This is a genomic window from Bradyrhizobium sp. IC3123 (genome assembly GCF_020193625.1).
GTDB classification, from domain to species: Bacteria; Pseudomonadota; Alphaproteobacteria; order Rhizobiales; family Xanthobacteraceae; genus Bradyrhizobium; species Bradyrhizobium yuanmingense.
In genome coordinates, this window is the sequence record NZ_JADYVF010000006.1 from 350,576 (window position 1) to 370,943 (window position 20,368).

At 65.4% G+C, this 20,368-nt stretch carries 18 protein-coding genes; 10 read left to right on the forward strand and 8 right to left on the reverse strand.

The window, feature by feature from the left end; translation table 11 throughout:
• Positions 1 to 128 precede the first annotated feature (128 nt).
• The 6 genes from smc (at position 129) to I6F20_RS22280 (ending at position 8,319) form a co-directional block, all read left to right on the forward strand.
• Complete coding sequence (gene smc, locus I6F20_RS22255) at positions 129 to 3,593, forward strand: chromosome segregation protein SMC (RefSeq protein ID WP_225127842.1); 3,465 nt, start codon at positions 129 to 131, stop codon at positions 3,591 to 3,593.
• A 124-nt stretch (positions 3,594 to 3,717) separates the two neighbouring features.
• Complete coding sequence (locus I6F20_RS22260; protein WP_225127885.1) at positions 3,718 to 4,695, forward strand: small ribosomal subunit Rsm22 family protein; 978 nt, start codon at positions 3,718 to 3,720, stop codon at positions 4,693 to 4,695.
• Between the two features lie 138 nt (positions 4,696 to 4,833).
• The gene (locus I6F20_RS22265; protein ID WP_036006288.1) at positions 4,834 to 5,394 is read left to right on the forward strand and encodes a LemA family protein; all 561 of its coding nucleotides are present in this window, start codon (positions 4,834 to 4,836) and stop codon (positions 5,392 to 5,394) included.
• A gap of 32 nt (positions 5,395 to 5,426) precedes the next feature.
• The gene (locus I6F20_RS22270; RefSeq protein WP_225127844.1) at positions 5,427 to 6,629 is read left to right on the forward strand and encodes a M48 family metallopeptidase; all 1,203 of its coding nucleotides are present in this window, start codon (positions 5,427 to 5,429) and stop codon (positions 6,627 to 6,629) included.
• A gap of 208 nt (positions 6,630 to 6,837) precedes the next feature.
• On the forward strand, positions 6,838 to 7,590 hold the full coding sequence (locus I6F20_RS22275; protein ID WP_036006284.1) for a P-loop NTPase family protein: 753 nt from the start codon (positions 6,838 to 6,840) through the stop codon (positions 7,588 to 7,590).
• A gap of 60 nt (positions 7,591 to 7,650) precedes the next feature.
• Positions 7,651 to 8,319: a hypothetical protein gene (locus tag I6F20_RS22280; protein WP_036006282.1), complete on the forward strand. Its 669-nt coding sequence runs from the start codon at positions 7,651 to 7,653 to the stop codon at positions 8,317 to 8,319.
• A gap of 236 nt (positions 8,320 to 8,555) precedes the next feature.
• Here I6F20_RS22280 and I6F20_RS22285 read toward each other — a convergent pair whose 3' ends face one another.
• From I6F20_RS22285 to petA, 6 genes are all read right to left on the reverse strand, one after another.
• A complete protein-coding gene (locus I6F20_RS22285; protein ID WP_036006280.1) occupies positions 8,556 to 9,095 on the reverse strand; it encodes an adenine phosphoribosyltransferase in 540 nt (179 codons plus the stop codon).
• Positions 9,096 to 9,104: 9 nt separating this feature from the next.
• Positions 9,105 to 11,270 (reverse strand): anthranilate synthase component I, encoded by a 2,166-nt coding sequence (locus I6F20_RS22290; protein ID WP_036006277.1) that lies wholly within the window; start codon positions 11,268 to 11,270, stop codon positions 9,105 to 9,107.
• 301 nt (positions 11,271 to 11,571) lie between these two features.
• The gene (locus I6F20_RS22295) at positions 11,572 to 11,733 is read right to left on the reverse strand and encodes a hypothetical protein (protein WP_157784007.1); all 162 of its coding nucleotides are present in this window, start codon (positions 11,731 to 11,733) and stop codon (positions 11,572 to 11,574) included.
• A gap of 4 nt (positions 11,734 to 11,737) precedes the next feature.
• Entirely contained in the window at positions 11,738 to 12,412 is a 675-nt protein-coding gene (locus I6F20_RS22300; protein WP_057026276.1) for a dienelactone hydrolase family protein, read from the reverse strand.
• 276 nt (positions 12,413 to 12,688) lie between these two features.
• Positions 12,689 to 14,761, reverse strand: a complete 2,073-nt coding sequence (gene fbcH / locus I6F20_RS22305) for a cytochrome b/c1 (protein WP_036024843.1) — start codon at positions 14,759 to 14,761, stop codon at positions 12,689 to 12,691.
• 62 nt (positions 14,762 to 14,823) lie between these two features.
• Positions 14,824 to 15,354 (reverse strand): ubiquinol-cytochrome c reductase iron-sulfur subunit, encoded by a 531-nt coding sequence (gene petA / locus I6F20_RS22310; RefSeq protein ID WP_036006265.1) that lies wholly within the window; start codon positions 15,352 to 15,354, stop codon positions 14,824 to 14,826.
• A 279-nt stretch (positions 15,355 to 15,633) separates the two neighbouring features.
• Here petA and I6F20_RS22315 point away from each other — a divergent pair, with 279 nt between their 5' ends.
• Genes I6F20_RS22315 through I6F20_RS22330 form a run of 4 tightly spaced genes read left to right on the forward strand, consistent with a single transcriptional unit; the run spans position 15,634 to position 18,401 of the window.
• Entirely contained in the window at positions 15,634 to 16,101 is a 468-nt protein-coding gene (locus I6F20_RS22315) for a tRNA (cytidine(34)-2'-O)-methyltransferase (protein ID WP_225127845.1), read from the forward strand.
• A 10-nt stretch (positions 16,102 to 16,111) separates the two neighbouring features.
• A complete protein-coding gene (gene queE, locus I6F20_RS22320; protein ID WP_225114466.1) occupies positions 16,112 to 16,744 on the forward strand; it encodes a 7-carboxy-7-deazaguanine synthase in 633 nt (210 codons plus the stop codon).
• A 20-nt stretch (positions 16,745 to 16,764) separates the two neighbouring features.
• On the forward strand, positions 16,765 to 17,652 hold the full coding sequence (gene hemF, locus I6F20_RS22325) for an oxygen-dependent coproporphyrinogen oxidase (protein WP_225127887.1): 888 nt from the start codon (positions 16,765 to 16,767) through the stop codon (positions 17,650 to 17,652).
• The gene (locus I6F20_RS22330) at positions 17,643 to 18,401 is read left to right on the forward strand and encodes an HAD family hydrolase (protein WP_085968942.1); all 759 of its coding nucleotides are present in this window, start codon (positions 17,643 to 17,645) and stop codon (positions 18,399 to 18,401) included. Before hemF ends, I6F20_RS22330 begins: the two co-directional genes overlap by 10 nt.
• A 283-nt stretch (positions 18,402 to 18,684) precedes the next feature.
• Here the strand turns inward: I6F20_RS22330 and I6F20_RS22335 are convergent, their stop codons facing one another.
• Together I6F20_RS22335 and I6F20_RS22340 are read right to left on the reverse strand one after the other, a co-directional pair.
• Positions 18,685 to 19,668, reverse strand: coding sequence for a Bug family tripartite tricarboxylate transporter substrate binding protein (locus I6F20_RS22335; protein ID WP_051056898.1), 984 nt, complete (start codon positions 19,666 to 19,668; stop codon positions 18,685 to 18,687).
• A gap of 306 nt (positions 19,669 to 19,974) precedes the next feature.
• Complete coding sequence (locus I6F20_RS22340) at positions 19,975 to 20,346, reverse strand: hypothetical protein (RefSeq protein WP_225127846.1); 372 nt, start codon at positions 20,344 to 20,346, stop codon at positions 19,975 to 19,977.
• Between the last annotated feature and the right edge of the window lie 22 nt (positions 20,347 to 20,368).

A 20,368-nucleotide genomic window follows, 5' to 3' on the forward strand; every position in this document is an offset into this window, starting at 1 on the left:
TCGCGGCGCACCGCGGCCATTGTCCAGCCGCATGAGGCGCCTCGCGCGACTCACCCAGACAGCGACATTGCCTTCCATGGTATTGTCCCGGCAGGGGGATTCGCGCCTGCCAACAGAGATGCGTGCTTATGAAAATCACCCGCCTGCGCCTTCACGGTTTCAAGTCCTTCGTTGAGCCCACGGACTTCGTCATCGAGCCCGGCCTGACCGGCGTGGTCGGCCCCAACGGCTGCGGCAAGTCCAATCTCGTCGAGGCGCTGCGCTGGGCGATGGGCGAGACCTCCTACAAGTCGCTGCGCGCGGCCGACATGGATGCGGTGATCTTCGCCGGCTCCGGCAATCGTCCGGCGCGCAACCATGCCGAAGTGACGATGACGATCGACAATGCCGATCGCACCGCGCCGGCGGCGATGAACGACAGCCAGATCCTGGAAATCTCCCGCCGCATCGAGCGCGAGGCGGGCTCGGTCTACCGCATCAACGGCCGCGACGTGCGGGCCCGCGACGTGCAGATCCTGTTCGCGGACGCCGCCACCGGTGCGCGTTCGCCCGCCCTCGTCCACCAGGGCAAGATCGGCGAGATCATCCAGGCCAAGCCCGAGCAGCGCCGCCGCGTGCTGGAAGACGCCGCGGGCGTTGCCGGCCTGCACGCCCGCCGTCACGAGGCCGAGCTGCGGCTGAAGGCGGCCGAAACCAACCTCACCCGCGTCGAGGATGTGATCGGCCAGCTCTCCGGCCAGATGGAAGGCCTGAAGAAGCAGGCTCGCCAGGCCGTGCGCTATCGCGAGGTCGCCGCCAAGGTCCGCAAGGCCGAAGCCACGCTGTTCCACCTGCGCTGGGTCGGTGCCCATGCCGACGTCAACGAATCCGGCCAGACCCACGATCTCGCCGTGCGCGAGATGGCCGAGCGCACCCAGCACCAGGCCGAAGCCGCCCGCATCCAGGCGATCCGCGCCGCCGAGATGCCGGCGCTGCGCGATGCCGAAGCGCGCGCCGCGGCCGGCCTGCAGCGCCTGACCAATGCCCGCGAGCAGCTCGACCGTGAGGAAGAGCGCGCCAAGGAGCGCGTCGCCGAGCTCGAGCGCCGCCTCGCCCAGTTCGAGGGCGACATCTCCCGCGCCCAGCAGCAGACCATGGACGCCGACGTCGCGCTGCAGCGGCTCGACGCCGAAGATGCCGAGCTGAAGGAAGAGATCAAGTCGCGCGTCGAGAAGCGCTCCGGCGTCGACGAGCGCGTCGCCGAGGCCGAGGCGGTACTGACCGAAACCGAGCAGCGCTTCGCCGAGCTCACAACCGCGCTCGCCGACCTCACCGCGAAGCGCAACCAGCTCGAGGCCAACGTCCGCACCCATCGCGACAAGCTCGCCCGGCTCGATCAGGAGATCGCGAACGTCACGGCAGAAGAGCAGAAGCTCACCGAAGCAACCGGCGGCTTCGGCGATCTCGACGAGCTGACCGCGCTGGTCGAGACGGCGGAAGGGACGCTGGCCGCCTCCGAAGCTGCGGCGCAGGCCAGCGAAGCGGCGCATGTCGCGGCACGCCAGACGCTGGAATCCTCACGCTCGCCGCTGGTCGAGGCCGACAAGCGCGTGCAGCGGCTCGAGACCGAGGCGCGCACGATCTCCAAGATCGTCAACGGCGAGACCAAGAATTTGTGGCCGCCGATCATCGACGGCATCACCGTCGACAAGGGCTTTGAAAAGGCGATCGGCGCCGCGCTCGGCGACGATCTCGACGCCCCGATCGATCCGTCGGCGCCGATGCGCTGGACCAATGTCGGACACACCGAGGGCGATCCGGAGCTGCCCGAAGGCGCCGTTCCGCTCTCCAACCATGTGCAGGCGCCGGCCGAGCTGGCGCGTCGCCTCGCGCAGATCGGTGTCGTCCCGCGCGAGCGCGGCGCCGAGCTGGTGTCGCAGCTCAAGACCGGCCAGCGGCTGGTCTCGCCCGAGGGCGACGTCTGGCGCTGGGACGGTTTTGTCGCCGCGGCTCACGCGCCGACCGGCGCCGCGCGGCGCCTGGCCGAACGCGCCCGCCTCGTCGACATCGAGAACGAGCTGGAGCAGGCCCGCATCGACGCGCAGATCAAGCGCCAGGCGCTGGAGAATGCCGAGTCCGAGCTGCAGATGGCGGCGAGCACCGAAGGCGCCAGCCGCGAAGCCTGGCGCGGCGCGCAGCGCGAGCTCAACGTCGCGCGCGAGCGCCATGCCAATGCCGAGCGCGAGATCAGCCGCCATGCCGCGCGCAAGGCGACGCTGTCGGAAGCGCACAGCCGCCTCGCCGCCGACCGCGCCGAAGCCGAGGCCGCCTACGAATACGCCCAGGCCGGCATCGGCGAGCTGCCGTCGAGCGAAGACACCGAAACCCAGCTCGCCGCCGTCCGCAGCGACATCGAAGGCCGCCGCCGCATGGCCGCCCAGGTCCGCGCCGAGGCGCAGGCGCTGGCACGCGAAGCCGAGCTCGCTGACCGCCGCGTGCAGGCGATCCTCGCCGAGCGGACCGAGTGGCAGAACCGCAAGGAGAGCGCGGCCTCCCACATCGACACCATCCAGGCCCGTATCGCCGAGCTCACGATCGAGCGCAGCGAGCTTGAAAACGCCCCGGCCGTTTTCGCCGAGAAGCGCAGCGCGCTGATCACCGAGATCGAATACGCCGAGAACGACCGCCGCATGGCCGCCGACGCGCTCGCCACCGCGGAGACCGCGATGGCCGAGACCGACCGTGTCGCCAAGCTGACGCTCGAGGCGCTCTCCAGCGCCCGCGAGGCCACCGCCCGCGCCGAGGAGCGCATGGAAGGCGCCCGCCGCCGTCTGGAAGACATCGAGCGCGAGATCCGCGACATGCTCGAGGTCGAGCCGCAGGCCGTCGCCGGCCTTGCCGAGCTCGAGCCCGGCGCCGAACTGCCGCCGCTGCACGAGATCGAGGAGGACCTCGAGAAGATGCGCCGGGACCGCGAGCGCCTCGGCGCCGTCAATCTGCGCGCCGAGGAAGAGCTGCGCGAGGTCGAGACCCAGCACACCGGCCTCGTCACCGAGCGCGACGACCTGGTCGAGGCCATCAAGCGGCTGCGCCAGGGCATCCAGAGCCTCAACAAGGAAGCCCGCGAGCGGCTGCTGACCTCGTTCGACGTCGTCAACGAGCACTTCAAGCGCCTGTTCGTCGAGCTGTTCGGCGGCGGCGAAGCCGCGCTGCACCTGATCGAGAGCGACGACCCCCTGGAAGCCGGCCTCGAAATCATCGCCAAGCCGCCGGGCAAGAAGCCGCAGACGCTCTCGCTGCTCTCGGGAGGCGAGCAGGCGCTGACCGCGATGGCGCTGATCTTCGCGGTGTTCCTGACCAACCCCTCGCCGATCTGCGTGCTGGACGAAGTCGACGCGCCGCTCGACGACCACAACGTCGAGCGCTACTGCAACCTCCTGCACGAGATGACTGGCTCGACCGACACGCGCTTTATCATCATCACGCACAACCCGATCACGATGGCGCGGATGAACCGCCTGTTCGGCGTCACCATGGCCGAGCGCGGCGTGTCGCAGCTGGTGTCGGTGAGCCTCGCCGAGGCCGTGGACATTCTCGACCAGAACGTGGCGTGATCTTGGACCGTCATTCCGGGGCGATGCGCAGCATCGAACCCGGAATCCATGGTGCGACCGACGCTGCAGATAAATGGATTCCGGGTTCTCGCTTCGCGAGCCCCGGAATGACGTGGGGTTGCTGATGATCTCCCCCACCCTTCCCGCCGAACTGAAAGCCGCCCTCGACGGCAAGCTGCAGGGCTTCTCTCGCAGCGACGCGGCCCGGCGCTCGCAGAAGATCTCGACTACATATCGCGCCGGCGGCACCTCCGGCACGATCAAGTCGGACGCAGATGCGCTCGCGTATGCGCTGGCGCGCATGCCCGCGACCTACGCGGCGGTGGCGGCGAGCCTCAATGCGCTCACCGAGATCGCGCCTGATCTCGCCCCCGAAACATTGCTCGACGTCGGCGCCGGTCCGGGCACCGCCAGCTGGGCCGCCGCGGAAGCCTTTCCGTCGCTACAGGATTTTACCCTGCTCGATGCCAACGCCACGCTGAGCCGGCTCGCGCTCGAACTGGCACACGGCAGCTCGCGATTGGCGGAGTGCCGTTATCTGCCCGGCGATGCCGGCGGCAACCTCGCCGAGGTCTCACAGGCCGATTTCGTCATCGCCAGCTACATCATCGGCGAGCTCAGCGAGGCCGATCAGCGCAAGCTGACCGAGGCGATGTGGGCCAAGGCGCGCCACGCGCTGGTGGTGATCGAGCCCGGCACGCCCGCTGGCTATGCCCGCATCCTCGCCCTGCGCCAGCAGCTGATCGCAGCTGGCGCCTTCGTCACCGCGCCCTGCCCGCACGAAAGGCCGTGCCCGCTCATCGCGCCCGACTGGTGCCATTTCAGCCAGCGCCTGCCGCGCTCGCAGGCGCACCGGCAGATCAAGGGCGCCGAGGTGCCGTTCGAGGACGAGCGCTTCATCTACGTCGCCCTGACCCGCACCCCGCCCGCGAACCGCGCCGCGCGCGTGCTGGCACCGCCGGACATCGGCAAGGCCGAGATCGCGGCCAAGCTTTGCACGGAGGCTGGGGTTGCGCCGGCAAACGTCCCGCGGCGGGACAAGGCGGCCTATGCCGAGGCCCGGCGCTGGCGCTGGGGCGATGCCGTCATGTCCGAAAGTTAATTTCGCTGGCCGTGCCTACCTTGAACTCGGGCCGTTCCTGATCCGACCAAGTCTTACCTTCCCTCCGCGCCGGGCTCTCATCCTGCGTTAATTTCGTCTACCCTAGCGCCCGCCTTCTTCCCTCTTCAGGAGTTCTCCATGTCGACCGGCTGGATCGTTCTCGGCGTCATCGTCGTCCTCGCGCTGATCGCTTTCAGCGCCTACAACCGCCTGGTGGCGCTGAGCCAGCGTGTCGGCCAGGCCTTTGCCGACATCGACGTGCAGCTCAAGCAGCGTCACGACCTGATCCCGAACCTGGTCGAGACGGTGAAGGGCTACGCCTCGCACGAGCGCGGCACGCTCGACGACGTCATCAAGGCGCGCAATTCGGCGATGTCGGCACAGGGTCCGGCGCAGGTGTCCGCGGCCGAGAACCAGCTCTCCGGCGCGCTCGGCCGGCTGATCGCGCTGTCGGAGGCCTATCCCGACCTCAAGGCCAACGCCAATTTCCAGCAGCTCGCGTCCGAGCTCTCCGACCTCGAAAATAAGATCGCGGCGAGTCGTCGCTTCTTCAACAACGCGGTGCAGGAATACAATACCGGCATCCAGCAGCTGCCCGCCGCCTTGTTCGCCGGCATGTTCGGCTTCACCAAAAAGGACTTCTTCGATCTCGGCGCCAGCCGCACCGAGGTCGAGACCGTGCCGCAGGTGAAGTTCTGATTTGAGCCGATAGGCCGGCAGGGCATCGCGTCATGGCCGCGTATGGTCTCTACACGCACATCGCCTCGAACAAGCTTCGTTCGATGCTGCTGCTCGCCGGCCTGTTCGCGCTGGTCTATGTGCTGGTCTATGCCGGCGCGCTGGTGGCCGAGGTGTTCATCGACGACAGTGAGACCGCCGCGTACTATCTGAGACACGCCTTCTCGGACCTGCTCAAGGCCGCGCCGATTGCAACGGTCGTGGCGGCGGTCTGGATCGTGATCGCCTATTTCTTTCACCAGTCGATGATCGATGCCGTGACCGGCGGCCACAGCGTCACCCGGCAGGAACAGCCGCGGCTCTACAATCTGCTCGAGAACCTCTGCATCTCGCGCGGCCTCACCATGCCGAAGCTGAAGATCATGGAGAGCCCGGCGCTGAACGCGTTCGCGACCGGCCTCAATCCGCGGCAATATTCCATCACGGTCACCACGGGTCTCCTCGATGCGCTCAACGACAAGGAGATCGAGGCGGTGCTCGGCCACGAGCTGACCCACATCAAGAACGGCGATGTGCAACTGATGGTGGTCGCCGTCATCATCGCCGGCGTGGTCGGCTTCTTCGGCGAATTGTTCTTCCGCCTGTTCACGAATCTGAACTGGAGCTCGGGCGGCTCCTCGGGCTCGTCCTCGTCGTCGCGGTCGTCCTCGTCGTCGAGCGACAGCAAGAGCTCCGGCGGCGGCGCGATCATCGTCATCATCATCGCCATCGTGCTGATCGTGCTGGCCTGGCTGCTGTCGCAGGTGGTGAAGCTCGCACTGTCGCGGTCACGCGAATATCTCGCCGACGCCGGTTCGGTCGAGCTGACGAAAGACCCCGACGCGATGATCTCGGCGCTGCGCAAGATCGACGGCCGCGGCGAGCTGCCCGGCGCGACCTCGGCCGTGATGGAGCTCTGCGTCGACAATCCGCGCGAGGGCTTTGCCGACCTGTTCGCGACCCATCCTTCCGTGCAGTCCCGGATCGACGCGCTGGTCAAGTTCGCCGGCGGGCGCGATCCGGGACCGCTGCCGGACCCCGCCGAAGAGACGGAACAACTCGAGACCGAACATGCCGAGGCGCAGGACGGGCCGCCGCCGCTCTCGCAGGGGCCGTGGAGCGATGCGGCCGGTCCCGCCAGCCCGCCGCCCGTTCCCGCGCCCAGTCCCTCTGGAGCCCCGGCAGCCAATCCGATGGGACCGTGGGGCCGTCACTGACGGCGTGATTTGCCGCTTCATGCGCCGGGTTTCCCGGCAATCGGGAAAATCCTCGGGAATTGCCGTAAGTGGAGCGCGAGGAATTGAATTCTCCCTTGTTTCTGCCATGTTCGCGCCCAACAGCAGACTCGGGACGTCTTTCGGGACATCGATTTGGGGCCCGGCCGATTGCGACCTCGCGATCGGGGGCGCGCGTTAGGGGACAGCAATGGCAAAGCCGGCAGTGGTTGTGGTGGGCGCGGACAAGGGCGGGGTCGGCAAGACCACGGTATCGCGCACCCTGCTCGATTATTTCTCGGCCAACAACGTGCCGACGCGGGCGTTCGACACGGAGTCGCCGCGCGGAACCCTGAAGCGCTTCCACCCCGACATCACCGAGATCGTCGACATGACGACGACGGCCGATCAGATGAAGATCTTCGACACGCTCAACGCTGTCAGCCCTTCGGTCACCGTGATCGACGTCCGCGCCGGCCTGCTTTCGCCGGCGCTGGCCTCGCTGCGCGACATCGGCTTCCTCGACGCCGCCAAGGCCGGCCAGATCACCTTCGCCGTGTTCCACATCCTCGGACCCTCGATCGCCTCGCTGGAGGAGATCGCGGAGACCGCAGGCTTCATGGGGGGCGCGAAATATTTCCTGGTGAAGAACTTCATCAACGACACCCAGTTCTTCCAGTGGGACCAGGCGACCTATAATTCCTACTTCCACCGCATCAAGGACGCGACCGAGCTGACCATCCCCAAGCTCAACGAGATGGCCTATGAGCAGGTCGAGGTCTCCTCGGTCCCGTTCCTGAAATTCGTGGCCAACAAGGGCATCAGCGACGAGGCCGCGAACTATTCCTTCGTGCTGCGCGGTTATGTCCGGCACTGGTTGGCCAATGTCTGGAGCGAATACGACCGCATCCGCCTGACTGACATCGTCGGGTCGAAATCCGCCAGCCGCAACAGCGAAAAATAGTTGCGCAAACCGGGCTGATACGGCTGGATTGGGCGGTGAGTTGGCCTGATATAGCTGGCGATGCCCGCGACACCCGTCTACATCATCTGCTCGCCCCGCCCGCAGGTCGGCAAGACCTTGCTGGCGCGGCTTTTGAGCGAATTCCTGCTGCTCAAGAACGGCAACGTCGCGGCCTTCGACGTCAACCTGAAGGAGCCGTCGCTGCTCGATTACCTACCGAAGGTGACCGAGACCGCCGACGTGATCGACACCTTCGGCAAGATGCAGCTGATGGACCGCGTCATCGTCGATGACGGACTTGCCAAGGTGATCGACCTCGGCTTCCACGCCTTCGACGAGTTCTTCAAGATGACCGACGAGATCGGCCTGCTGAAGGAGGCGGCGCGGCGCCACGTTGCGCCGATGATCCTGTTCGTCGCCGACACCGACCGCGTCTCGGCCCGCGCCCACGAGATGCTCCGTGGGCGGATCCCGCGGATGAACCTGGTCACGGTGGACAACGAATATGTCGTCCGCGGCGAGCTGCCGCCGGCAATGGGAGGCGGCCGGCTGTTCCGCCTTCCCGCGCTGCCCGGTTTCCTCAAGACCTATATCGACCGACTGAACTTCTCCTTCACTGGCTACCTGCGCCAGGAGAAGGACTCCTCGACCGAGCTGCACCAATGGACGCGGCGGAATTACATCGCGTTCCGGGAGCTGGAGCTCAGCCTGATCCTGCAGCGGTCGTGAAGCATCCGATCGGGAGCTCGGTGTTCACCTCTCCCCAGCGGGGAGAGGTCGGATTGCGCTTGGCGATGCGAAGCATCGTCCAGAGCAATCCGGGTGAGGGGCCGCAGCGTTCAGTGAGACCAGAACCCCTCACCCGGATCGCCTCATCGATGCGATCCGACCTCTCCCTATGGGAGAGGTGAACCGCGTCCTTGGCCCACACACCGCCCCCGAAGCTTGTTCTGCCTCGTTGACGCTCAGTGCCCCTCGAACGACATCAGCGTGCGCACGGGCACGTCCATGGCGCGCAGCTTGGCGGCGCCGCCGAGCTCGGGCAGGTCGACGATGAAGCAAGCGGCAATCACGTTGGCGCCGATCTGGCGCAGCAGCTTGACCGCGCCTTCCGCGGTGCCGCCGGTGGCGATGAGGTCGTCGACCAGGATCACGCGCTCGCCGGGTGCGACCGCGTCGACATGCATCTCCATCTCGTCGATGCCGTATTCGAGCGAATAGGCGATGCGCACCGTGGTATGCGGCAGCTTGCCCTTCTTGCGGATCGGCACGAAGCCCGCCGAGAGCTGATGCGCCACCGCGCCGCCGATGATGAAGCCGCGCGCCTCCATGCCGGCGACCTTGTCGATCTTGTTGCCGGCCCAGGGGTTGACGAGCTCGTCCACGGCTCGGCGGAACGCGCGCGCATCCGCGAGCAAGGTGGTGATGTCGCGGAACATGATGCCGGGCTTGGGATAATCCGGGATGGTGCGGACGCTCGCCTTGATGTCGTGGTCAAAAGTCATTCGTGCCTCTCAATTGACCGGCGCATCCAGCCGGAACGCGTTTTCGACAATACGTAGCCCCACCTCGCCGCCGAGCGACATCAGCGATTCCGGATGGAATTGCACGCCGGCGACCGGCAGGGTCTTGTGCTCCAGCGCCATGGCGACGCCGTCCTCGGTGCTGGCGGTGACGCTGAGCACCTCCGGCATGCTGTCGCGCTCGACATAGAGCGAGTGATAGCGGCCGATGACGATCTCGTTCGGCAAATTGCGCATCAGCCGTCCGCCGCGCACCTGCACCCGCGAGGGCCGGCCGTGGGCGGGATGGGTGAGCTGGCCGAGCTCGCCGCCGAAATATTCGCCGATCGCCTGCACGCCGAGGCAGACGCCGAACACCGGCAGCTTCTTCTCCAGCGCCGCATCGATCGTCGTCTTGATCCCGAAATCCTCAGGGCGCCCGGGGCCGGGCGACAGCACCAGCAAGTCCCACCTCTTCTGCTTGAGCATGTCGAGCGCATGCACATAGCGGACCACGGTGACGCTGGCGCCGACCTGGCGGAAATAATCGGCGAGCATGTGCACGAAGCTGTCGTCGTGGTCGATCAGCAGCACCTGCTTGCCCGAACCGGTGGCATCAGGCGCAAAGGTCGAGAGCGGCTTCGGCGGATCGCCGCGCAGCGCCTGGAACAGCGCGGCCGCCTTGACCTGGCACTCGCGGTCTTCTGCGGCGGGGTCTGAATCGAACAGGCAGGTGGCGCCGACGCGCACTTCGGCGAGGCCATCCTTCATGCGGATGGTGCGGATGGTGAGGCCGGTGTTAATGCTGCCGTCGAAATTCACCGCGCCGATCGCGCCGGCATACCAGCGCCGCGGCGAGCGCTCGTGATCCTCGACGAATTGCATGGCCCAGAGCTTCGGCGCACCGGTGACGGTGACAGCCCAGGCGTGGGTGAGGAAGGCATCGAGCGCATCGAAGCCGGGGCGCAACATGCCCTCGACGTGATCAACGGTGTGGAACAGCTTTGAGTAAGTCTCGATCTGGCGGCGCGCCAGGACCTTGATCGTGCCGGGCACGCAGACGCGCGCCTTGTCGTTGCGGTCGACGTCGGTGCACATGTTGAGCTCGAACTCGTCCTTCTCCGAGTTCAGGAGCTGGCGGATCTGCTCGGCATCGCCGATCGCATCAAGGCCGCGCGCGATCGTGCCCGAGATTGGGCAGGTCTCGACGCGGCGGCCGTCCGAGCGCACGAACATTTCGGGCGAAGCCGAGACGAGAAACTCGCCCTCGCCGAGATTCATCAGCGCACCATAGGGCGACGGGTTGATGACGCAGAGGCGCTGGAACACTTCGGCCGGCGAGCGGTCGCAGGGCTCGGCGAACAGCTGGCCCGGCACGGCCTCGAACAGATCGCCACGGGCAAAGGCGGCGCGCGCTGTCTCGACCGTGGCCTGATATTCGCCCGGCGCGTGATCGGCAAAGCCCTGGCGCGGCGTCTTCAGATAGGGGCTGTCGGCGGTCTCGCGCGGCAGGCCTTCGGTCGACTTGCCCTTCCAGGCGAAATCGTAAGAGAGCACCACGCCGCGGCCGGTGGCACGGTCGTAGGCGAGCAGGCGATCGGGAATATAGAGCACGATATCGCGCTGGTCGGCCTCGCGCGGGCGCTTCTGCACGAGGTCCTCGATCTGGAACACGAGGTCGTAGGCGAAAGCGCCGAACAGGCCGAGCAGGCCGTCGTCACTGGCGGAGAAGGCAGCGACGAGATCGCGCACCAGCGACATCACGCTGGCACGCCGCGTGCGCTGGTCCTCCTCGACCGGCGCATCACCGCGGATGATGTGGCCGGCAAGGCGGCTCGCCGTTCTCTCGGAGATGACGACACAGGGTTCGCGCAGGACATCGCCGAGGAAGGCGATCAGCACCTCTCCGCGCGCGTTCAGCGCTTCCAGCTTGAAATTGACGCCAACTGTCTCGAGCTTGAGCGGCGGGTCGGAGAAGCCGAGATCGAAGCTCTCGTAGCGGCCGGGCACGGTCGTGCCCGAGGACAGCACCACGCCGCGGCGGCGGTCGAGCAGGTTGATCAGGTCGTCGAGCCGGTTGGCGCCGCCGGTGAACTGCTCGGCCACGCGCGTGATCGCAAGACCCGCGCGGGTCACGTAGTCGCTTCGAGCCGGGAGGGCAAAGACTGTCCTGTTCATGTCGTCCTCTTACGAAACTTGTCGAGGAAACGCCACACAGGACAAACGATCAGGCCGCCGCACTGCGTGGCGACCTCAGACGATTTTGAGAAATGAAATCGCACCGGCCACCTCTTTAGGAGGTGCGCCACCAACGACGGGCTGGGCGGACGGCGGTGCTCATGGGCGGATACTCACCATGGCGCGGGGGCGGCGTCAAGGGTGCGGCAAGGCGGTAGCCCGGATGGAGCGCAGCGCAATCCGGGGTTCGTCCACAATCGGAAAGTCCCCGGATTCCGCTTCGCTCCATCCGGGCTACGGACTAGAGGCCGCACCGCTTCCAAAGCGCGGCCATGTCTGCATCGGTCGCGTACTCGGCTCGATCGGCCTCGCGGAGCCCCTCAAGAACGGCAGCGCGATGGTCCTCCGGGACCTTGAAGGCCTCACGCTTCGACTGCGCATCGGCTTCAGATTTGTCCTTCACGCTCCTACCCCAGATGCTTCCTGAAAAACTCCGTCGCTCGGCCCCAAGCGAGCTCGGCGGCTTCGCGGTCGTGCACGGCCTGGCGCTGCTCGTTGACGAAGGCGTGCTCGGCGTCATAGCGGAACAGCTCCAGCGACTTGCCGGCGGCCTTCATGGCCTTCTCGAAACCGTTGACCAGCTCCGGCGTGCACCAATCGTCCTTGTTGGCGAAATGGGCCTGCAGCGGGATCTTGACGTCGGCAGGCTTGGCCGCCTGCTCGGGCGGGATGCCGTAGAACACGACGCCCGCCGCGAGCTCCGGGATCTTGGTCGCGCCGATGATGGTCACGGCGCCGCCGAGGCAGAAGCCGGTCAGCCCGACCTTGGCACCGTTGCGCGACAGATATTGCGTGGCGCCGCGCACGGTCTGTGTGGTGGCGTCCATGAAGTCGAGCGAGTTCATCTCCTTGTTGGCGCTGTCCGTGTCGTGATACGGCACCACCTTGCCCTTGTAGAGATCGGGCGCCAGCGCGTCGAAGCCGGCCAGCGCGAAGCGGTCGCACAGGCCCTTGATCTGATCGGACAGGCCCCACCATTCCTGGATCACGACGACGCCCGGCGCATTGCCGCGCCCGGCATTGGCGAGATAGCCCGAGGCGTCCTTACCGTCCGGGCGCTTGAAGGTGATGCTGGTTCCCATGGTGTCCTCCGGTGAGTTTCTGGGGGATCGGTTGGCGGCATTTTGGCCGGTGGGGGGGCGATAGGCAATCGTGCCGAGCAACACACTCTCGTGCCCGGATGAAATGCAGCGCGCCCCTGGCGATGCGCAGCATCGTCCAGTGCGGCGATGCATTGCTGATCCGGGGCCCAGCCCCACGCATCCAGTGTCCCGGCTCGCGCGCTTCGCGCGTCCGGGACACGGGACCAACAAAAAAGCCCCCGTACGGGGGCTTTTGCATTTCTCGTCTTTCGCCGCTCAGTGCGAGTCGGCCCAGACCTTCTTCTTGGTGAAGTACATCAGGCCCGCGAAGACGATCAGGAACACGAAGACCTGGAAGCCGAGGCGCTTGCGCGCTTCCATGTGCGGCTCGGCGGTCCACATCAGGAAGGTGGTGACGTCCTTGGAGTACTGCGCGACGGTAGTCGGCGAGCCGTCGTCATAGGTCACCTGGCCGTCGCTGATCGGCTTCGGCATCTTGATGGCGTGGCCCGGGAAGTACTTGTTGTAGTACGAGCCCTCCGGGAGGGTGACGCCCTCCGGCACCTTGTCCTCATAGCCTTGGAGCAATGCGGCGACGTAGTCAGGCCCCTGCTCCTGGTACTGGGTGAAGACGTCGAAGATGAACCAGGGGAAGCCGCGCTTGTAGGAGCGCGCCTTGGTGATCAGGGACAGGTCCGGCGGCGCCGCACCGCCGTTCGCGGCACGCGCGGCCTGCTCGTTCGCGAACGGCGACGGGAAATAGTCCGCCGGCCGGCCCGGACGCTCGAACATGTCCCCCGCATCGTTCGGGCCGTCCTTGACCTTGTACTCGGATGCAAACGCCGCGGCTTGCGCCACCGAATAGCCGGGCCCGCCGGGCTCGGCGAGGTTACGGAAGGCGACGAAGGACAGGCCGTGGCAACTGGCGCAGACCTCCTTGTAGACCTTGAGGCCGCGCTGCAGCGCGCCGCGATCGAACTTACCGAAAGGGCCCGAGAACGACCATGTGTTGCCTGGCGGCTTATCGCTACCTTCGGCTGCTTTCGCGCTGTCGATCGAGCCCGCGAACAGCGAGCCGGCGAGCGCCAGCACGATCGCGGTCGAGACCATGGGCGTCGACCGGCTGCCGGTCTTGGCCAGCACGGCATCCGAGATCGAGTTCGGCACCGGCCGCGGCTTCTCGATGCGCGCGAGCAGCGGCAGCACGATCAGGAAGTAGGCGAAATAGCAGAACGTCAGGATGCGGCCGGCGATGACGTAGATGCCTTCCGGCGGCTGTGCGCCGAGATAGCCGAGCAGGATGCAGACCGCGACGAAGATCCAGAAGAACTGCTTGGCGAGCGGACGGTACTTCGAGGACCTGGTCTTGGCGGTGTCGAGCCAGGGCAGGAAGCACAGGATGATGATCGCCCCGAACATCGCGATGACGCCCGCGAGCTTGTCTGGAATCGAGCGCAGGATCGCGTAGAACGGCAGGTAATACCATTCCGGCACGATGTGCGGCGGCGTCACGCCCGGGTTCGCGGGAATGTAGTTGTCGGCGTCGCCAAGATAGTTCGGCATGTAGAAGATGAACCAAGCGTACAGCAGCAGGAAGCAGGCGACGCCGAACATGTCCTTGATGGTCGCATGCGGCGTGAACGGCACCGTGTCCTTTTCCGTCTTCGGCTCGACGCCATCAGGGTTGTTCTGGCCAGCGACGTGCAGCGCCCAGACGTGGAGCACGACGACGCCTGCAATCACGAACGGCAAGAGATAGTGCAGCGAGAAGAAGCGGTTCAGCGTCGGGTTGCCGACTGCATAGCCGCCCCAGAGCAGCGTCACGATGCTCTCGCCGACATAGGGAACGGCCGAGAACAAATTGGTGATGACGGTGGCGCCCCAGAAGCTCATTTGGCCCCAGGGCAGCACGTAGCCCATGAAGCCGGTCGCCATCATCAGGAGGTAGATGATGACGCCGAGGATCCACAGCACCTCACGCGGCTCCTTGTACGACCCGTAGTACAGACCGCGGAACATGTGGACGTAGACGGCGACGAAGAACATCGAGGCGCCGACCGCGTGCATGTTGCGCAGCAGCCAGCCGTAGTTCACGTCACGGACGATCAGCTCGACCGACTTGAAGGCGAGATCGGCGTTTGGCGTGTAGTGCATCGCCAGGATCACGCCGGTCAGGATCTGCATTCCGAGCATGAAGGAAAGAATGGCGCCGAAGGTCCACCAATAGTTCAGGTTGCGCGGGGTGGGATAGGCGACGAAGGAGGAATGGATGAGACCAAAAATCGGCAGGCGCCGCTCGATCCATTGCAGGGCCGGATTGCTCGGCTGGTAGTCGGATGGTCCGCTCATGATGCGATCCTGAGGAAATAGTACGACGAGACGGCGCGAAGCTTCGGACTTGAGTCCGAAGCTCAGCCGATCTGGATTTTGGTGTCGGAAACGAACTGGTACGGCGGCACGGCCAGGTTCGTGGGCGCTGGGCCCTGGCGGATGCGGCCGGACGTATCGTAGACCGAACCATGGCAGGGGCAGAAGAACCCGTCGTAGCTGCCTTCATGAGCGATCGGGATACAGCCGAGATGGGTGCAGATGCCGATCACGACCAGCCACTGCTCGTGGCCCGACTTGACCCGGGCCTCGTCGGTCTGCGGATCCGGCAGGCTCGCCACGTTGACGGCGCGCGCCTCGTCGATCTGCTTCTTGGTGCGGTGGCTGATGTAGATCGGCTTGCCGCGCCAGAACACCTTGATGTCCTGGCCTTCCGCGATCGGGCTGAGATCGACCTCGATCGGCGCACCGGCGGCGATGGTCGAGGCATCCGGATTCATTTGGGAGATGAAGGGCCAGAGCGCAGCCGCGCCCCCTACTGCTGCAAATGCCCCTGTTGCAACGAATAAGAAATCACGGCGTGTCGGATGGTCCGCCGAAGACGCTGTCGTCACGATTCCAACCCTTTCTTCTTGCGCTACCGGTGGAACCGCTCCGAGGGGCGCCCAAGAGGTCCCCGGAAAGGCTGCCGGCACCCGCGGCCCCCCGCGGCGGCAGAACTTGGCTTGTTCACCTCTAAACGGGTGAAACAGCAGTCCAGAATCGTTCTATTGGCACCCTTGCCGGGCGAGCGCAAGCCCGCTAACGGCGTGAGAGCGTGCAATGCACGAATTCCCGGGCGGGCGATGTTTTATTGAGACATTTTGCGCCCGCAAGCCAACTCGCCGCCGCCCATGCAGATCGCACTTTTCCAGCCCGACATCCCCCAGAACACCGGCACGATTCTTCGCCTCTGCGCCTGCCTGGGGCTCGATGCCCATATCATCGAACCGGCGGGCTTCCCCATCTCGGACCGCCTGTTCCGCCGGGCGGGAATGGACTACCTCGACCATGTCAGGCTGGCCCGCCACGTCTCCTGGGCGACATTCGAGGACTGGCGTGCAAGCCAGGGCCACCGGCTGCTGCTGTTCACCACCAAGGCCGCCACCGACTACCTCGATTTTCATTACCAGAGCTCGGACATCCTGCTATTCGGGCGCGAGAGCGCCGGCGTCACCGACGCAGTGGTCGAGGCGGCCGATGCGCGTCTGGTGATCCCGATCAAGGCGGGGCTGCGGTCGCTCAATGTGGCCATGAGCGTAGCCATGGCCGCCGGCGAGGCGCTGCGGCAGATCCGGAACTCGCAAGGTTTGACAGGTTGAGGAGAGAGGCTTGAGTTACGCGGTCAAGGAGATCTTCCTGACCCTGCAAGGCGAAGGCGCCCATGCCGGGCGCGCGTCGGTGTTCTGCCGCTTTGCCGGCTGCAACCTTTGGAGCGGGCGGGAGGCTGACCGCGCGGATGCGACCTGCAAGTTCTGCGACACGGATTTCGTCGGCACCGACGGCACGCTCGGCGGGCGCTATGGCTCGGCTGCGGAACTCGCCGATACCATCGCCGCGCAATGGACGGCGGCGGCCGCCAACCGCTATGTGGTGCTGACCGGCGGGGAGCCGCTGCTCCAGGTCGACGCCGCGCTGATCGAGGCGCTGCACGAAAGAGGCTTCGAGATCGGCGTCGAGACCAACGGCACGATCGCAGCTCCTGATGGGCTCGACTGGATCTGCGTTAGCCCCAAGGGCGGCAGCGAGCTGGTCCTGCGCCAGGGCCACGAGCTGAAGCTGGTCTATCCCCAGGCCTTGGCGATGCCCGAAGCATTTGAGGATCTCGCCTTCGAGCGCTTCTCGCTGCAGCCGATGGACGGGCCTGAGGTCATCGAGAACACCGCGCGCGCGATCGATTATTGCCTGCACCATCCGCAATGGCGGCTCAGCGTGCAGACCCACAAATCGCTCGGCATCAGATAGGACGCGACCCGCGAATGCAGATGGACGTCACGACGATCGAACACCGCAAGGCCCGCGCCCGCGCCTGGTTCGAGCGCTTGCGCGACGACATCTGCGCGAGCTTCGAGCGGCTCGAGGACGACGCGCCGCAAAGCCTCTATCCGGGCGAGGTCGGCCGCTTCAAGCGCACGCTTTGGCAGCGCACCGACCATTCCGGCGCGGCCGGCGGCGGCGGCGTGATGTCGATGATGCATGGCCGGCTGTTCGAGAAGGTCGGCGTGCACTGTTCGACGGTGCACGGCGAGTTCGCACCCGAGTTTCGGGCCCAGATCCCCGGCGCGGCGGAGGATCCAAAATTCTGGGCCTCCGGCATCTCGCTGATCGCGCATATGCGCAATCCGAATGTCCCTGCCGTGCACATGAACACGCGCTTCGTCGTCACCACGAAAGCCTGGTTCGGCGGCGGCGCCGACCTGACGCCGGTGCTGGAGCGAAGGCGGACGCAGGACGATCCCGACAGCATCGCCTTCCATGCCGCGATGAAACAGGCCTGCGCGCAGCCGAACGGCGTCGCCGACTACGACAAGTACAAGAAGTGGTGCGACGAGTATTTCTACCTGCCGCACCGGAAAGAGGCGCGCGGCATCGGCGGCATCTTCTACGACTGGCACGACAGCGGCGACTGGGACGCCGACCTCGCCTTTACCCAGGACGTCGGCCGCGCCTTCCTGAAGATCTATCCCGAGATCGTGCGGCGCAATTTTGCGAGCGCCTGGACCGCTGCGGATCGCGAGGAGCAACTGATCCGCCGCGGCCGCTACGTCGAGTTCAACCTGCTCTACGACCGCGGCACCATCTTCGGGCTGAAGACAGGCGGCAATGTGGACTCCATCCTGTCGTCGCTGCCGCCGGAGGTGAAATGGCCATGACGACGATGAAGCCCGCTGCAAGACCGCTCCCGCGCGCCATGCTGATCGACATGGACGACACCATCCTGTCGGCCTATGGCCGGCCCGAGATCGCCTGGAACACGATCACGGCCGAATTCGCCGAGGAGCTCGCCCCGCTGCCACCGCCGATGGTCGCGACCGCAGTGCTGGCCTTCGCGCGAAACTTCTGGGCCAATGCCGAACCGGCGTGGCGGATGAAGCTCGCCGAGGCGCGGCACCTGACCGTGAAGGGCGGCTTCGCCGCGCTCGCGGCCGCAGGCCACCGCGCCCTGCCCGATGACCTCGCCATTCGCCTCGCCGACCGCTTCACCGCCTATCGCGAGGAGGAGATGTTCGTCTTTCCCGGCGCGCACGAGGCGATCGACCAGTTCAAGGCGCTCGGCATCAAGCTCGCGCTGGTCACCAACGGCGCCGCCGACATGCAGCGCGCCAAGGTCGAACGCTTCGAGCTGGCGCACCGCTTCGACCACATCCAGATCGAGGGCGAGCACGGCTTCGGCAAGCCCGAGGAGCGCGCCTATCTGCACGCGATGCAGGCGCTCGGCGTCACCGCTGAGGACACCTGGATGATCGGCGACAATCTGGAATGGGAAGTGGTGACGCCGCAGCGCCTCGGCATCTATGCGATCTGGATGGACGTGCATGGCGAGGGCCTGCCCGAGGGCTCGACGGTCAGGCCCGACCGCATCATCCGCTCGCTCGGCGAGCTGCTGCCCGACCGGGCATGATCGAGGGCCCAAAACAAAACCTCGAAAACAACCCCATGCACAGTAGCGCGCTGCTGTAAAATCAAGGACTTACGGATTTTACGAAAAATTTCTGACCCGTCGGGCAAAACAGGGGTATTGTGGCATCGTCGCGAGGGTTGCGATCGAGCCTGGAGCGCGATGGCATCAGGATGAATCGTCATCGCGCTTTAGCTTATGTTTGAGCATGATCTTTTCGGAAAACCGCTACGCACTTTTCCGGATCATGCTCTAGTCGCGCTCCCGCGAGCACGCCCAAGGCAACCTATTCCACGGTGATATTGCCGGCCTCGATGACCCGCTTCCAGCGGGCCAACTCAGAGACCAGAAACTCCTGGAATTGCTCCGGGGTGTTGGCCACGATTTCGAGGCCGATATCCTCCATTCGTTTGCGTACGTCCGGTGCCTTCAGCGCCGCGACGATCTCGCCATGCAATTTTGCTTTCACGTCGGCAGGAAGGCCCTTCGGAGCAGCCACCGCCTGCCACGAAAAGACGTCGACACCTTCAATCCCAAGTTCCTTCAAGGTAGGCACTTCGGGCAAAAGAGGGGATCTGGCATCGCCGGTGATGGCGAGAACCTTGAGCTGCTTGGATTGAATTTGCCCGATGACGGCGTTGATGTTTTGAAACGATACGTTGACATGCCCCGCGAGGAGATCACTCACGGCAGGCGCCCCGCCGCGATACGGCACGTGGAGACCGGTCGTCCCAGTGCGCTGCCAGAACAGCGCCGCCGTGAGATGATCGGACGAACCCGCACCCGAGCTTGCAAAAGTGATCTTGCCGGGGGCCTTCTTCAGTTGCTCCACCAACTCGGCGACGGTGTTTGCCGGAAAGTTCAAGTTGGCGACCAGGACGTTCGGTGCGCGCACAGCGACCGTCAAAAGGTCGAAGTCCTTCAGAGGATCATACTTCAGATTAGGCTGAAGAAATGGATTCGTCGCATAGACACCGATCGAGCCGACGAGAATGGTGTATCCGTCCGCTGGCGCCCGGGCAACCGCCGTTGCTCCAAGAGCGCCCGTTGCGCCGGACCGGTTTTCGACGACCACCGGCTGCCCCAACGTATCGGAGACCTTCTGTCCGATTGCTCGCGCGACCATGTCGGACGAGCCTCCCGCCGGGAATGGGACGATGAAGGTGATATTCCTTTCCGGCCAGGCCGCGTATGCCATCGAGGTTGCGGCAAGAAGCAGGATGCCAGCTGCGCCAAATCGAATCTTCGATAAAAAAGTAGCATTGCCCATTGTCGATCCTCCGTTGCGACATTTTTCTGAGGGCCTATTTTACGTGCTCATGCCATCCCGATTGATGCTCAGATTGTATTGATTGATCCACTATTTATCACGGGCGCTTTGTCGCGGTGAAATCGCCGATGTGCAAACCTGCCGAGGGGTGGCGCTTCGCTCTTCCAAGCGCTGTCGAGTTTTGCCTACGCGTTATCTCAGCTCCCACGCTTCACCTTGAGCGTCAGCAGCGGCTTGCCTTTCTCGGCGATGTAGGTCGCGAGCTCCGCCGCGTTGCGGGCGCAAACGCGGTCTTTCACGCCCCAATCATTGCGCAGCGTATCTCGCGGTCAACGAATGACCGTGCAAGCTACCGGAGAACACCACGATCGCCTTTGGCGACAGCTCGGCCTGCAGCTTTCCCGTCATCATGTTGGGATTGGCCGGCGCAAGCGGAACGGTGACTGTCTTGCCGCCATCCTGAATCGTTGCGCGTCCCCGCATATCCTTCGTCGACAGCGGCGATCCATCGTCGTCGCCAACGTAAAAGATGATGTCCGTCCCCTTGCTGACGAATTCGATCGGATGCCCCTGCGACTTGACGACGGGGCCGCCGTTGCTGCCCTTCGTCTGCGCCGCGGCAACATCCAGCGTCGCGATCATCGCAGCCGTCATGGCGAGGCCGATATAAGTTCTCATTGCAGGCTCCTCGGTGGTTGTC

What these genes read in the sequence shown, in the direction of transcription:
- I6F20_RS22265 (WP_036006288.1), top strand. Translation starts at nt 4,834, where the DNA reads ATGTCGACCGGCTGGATCGTTCTCGGCGTCATCGTCGTCCTCGCGCTG.
- I6F20_RS22280 (WP_036006282.1), top strand. Translation starts at nt 7,651, where the DNA reads ATGCCCGCGACACCCGTCTACATCATCTGCTCGCCCCGCCCGCAGGTC.
- I6F20_RS22285 (WP_036006280.1), bottom strand. Translation starts at nt 9,095, where the DNA reads ATGACTTTTGACCACGACATCAAGGCGAGCGTCCGCACCATCCCGGAT.
- I6F20_RS22330 (WP_085968942.1), top strand. Translation starts at nt 17,643, where the DNA reads ATGGCCATGACGACGATGAAGCCCGCTGCAAGACCGCTCCCGCGCGCC.
- I6F20_RS22315 (WP_225127845.1), top strand. Translation starts at nt 15,634, where the DNA reads ATGCAGATCGCACTTTTCCAGCCCGACATCCCCCAGAACACCGGCACG.
- smc (WP_225127842.1), top strand. Translation starts at nt 129, where the DNA reads ATGAAAATCACCCGCCTGCGCCTTCACGGTTTCAAGTCCTTCGTTGAG.
- I6F20_RS22290 (WP_036006277.1), bottom strand. Translation starts at nt 11,270, where the DNA reads ATGAACAGGACAGTCTTTGCCCTCCCGGCTCGAAGCGACTACGTGACC.
- fbcH (WP_036024843.1), bottom strand. Translation starts at nt 14,761, where the DNA reads ATGAGCGGACCATCCGACTACCAGCCGAGCAATCCGGCCCTGCAATGG.
- I6F20_RS22340 (WP_225127846.1), bottom strand. Translation starts at nt 20,346, where the DNA reads ATGAGAACTTATATCGGCCTCGCCATGACGGCTGCGATGATCGCGACG.
- I6F20_RS22260 (WP_225127885.1), top strand. Translation starts at nt 3,718, where the DNA reads ATGATCTCCCCCACCCTTCCCGCCGAACTGAAAGCCGCCCTCGACGGC.
- I6F20_RS22270 (WP_225127844.1), top strand. Translation starts at nt 5,427, where the DNA reads ATGGCCGCGTATGGTCTCTACACGCACATCGCCTCGAACAAGCTTCGT.
- I6F20_RS22335 (WP_051056898.1), bottom strand. Translation starts at nt 19,668, where the DNA reads ATGGGCAATGCTACTTTTTTATCGAAGATTCGATTTGGCGCAGCTGGC.
- hemF (WP_225127887.1), top strand. Translation starts at nt 16,765, where the DNA reads ATGGACGTCACGACGATCGAACACCGCAAGGCCCGCGCCCGCGCCTGG.
- I6F20_RS22275 (WP_036006284.1), top strand. Translation starts at nt 6,838, where the DNA reads ATGGCAAAGCCGGCAGTGGTTGTGGTGGGCGCGGACAAGGGCGGGGTC.
- I6F20_RS22300 (WP_057026276.1), bottom strand. Translation starts at nt 12,412, where the DNA reads ATGGGAACCAGCATCACCTTCAAGCGCCCGGACGGTAAGGACGCCTCG.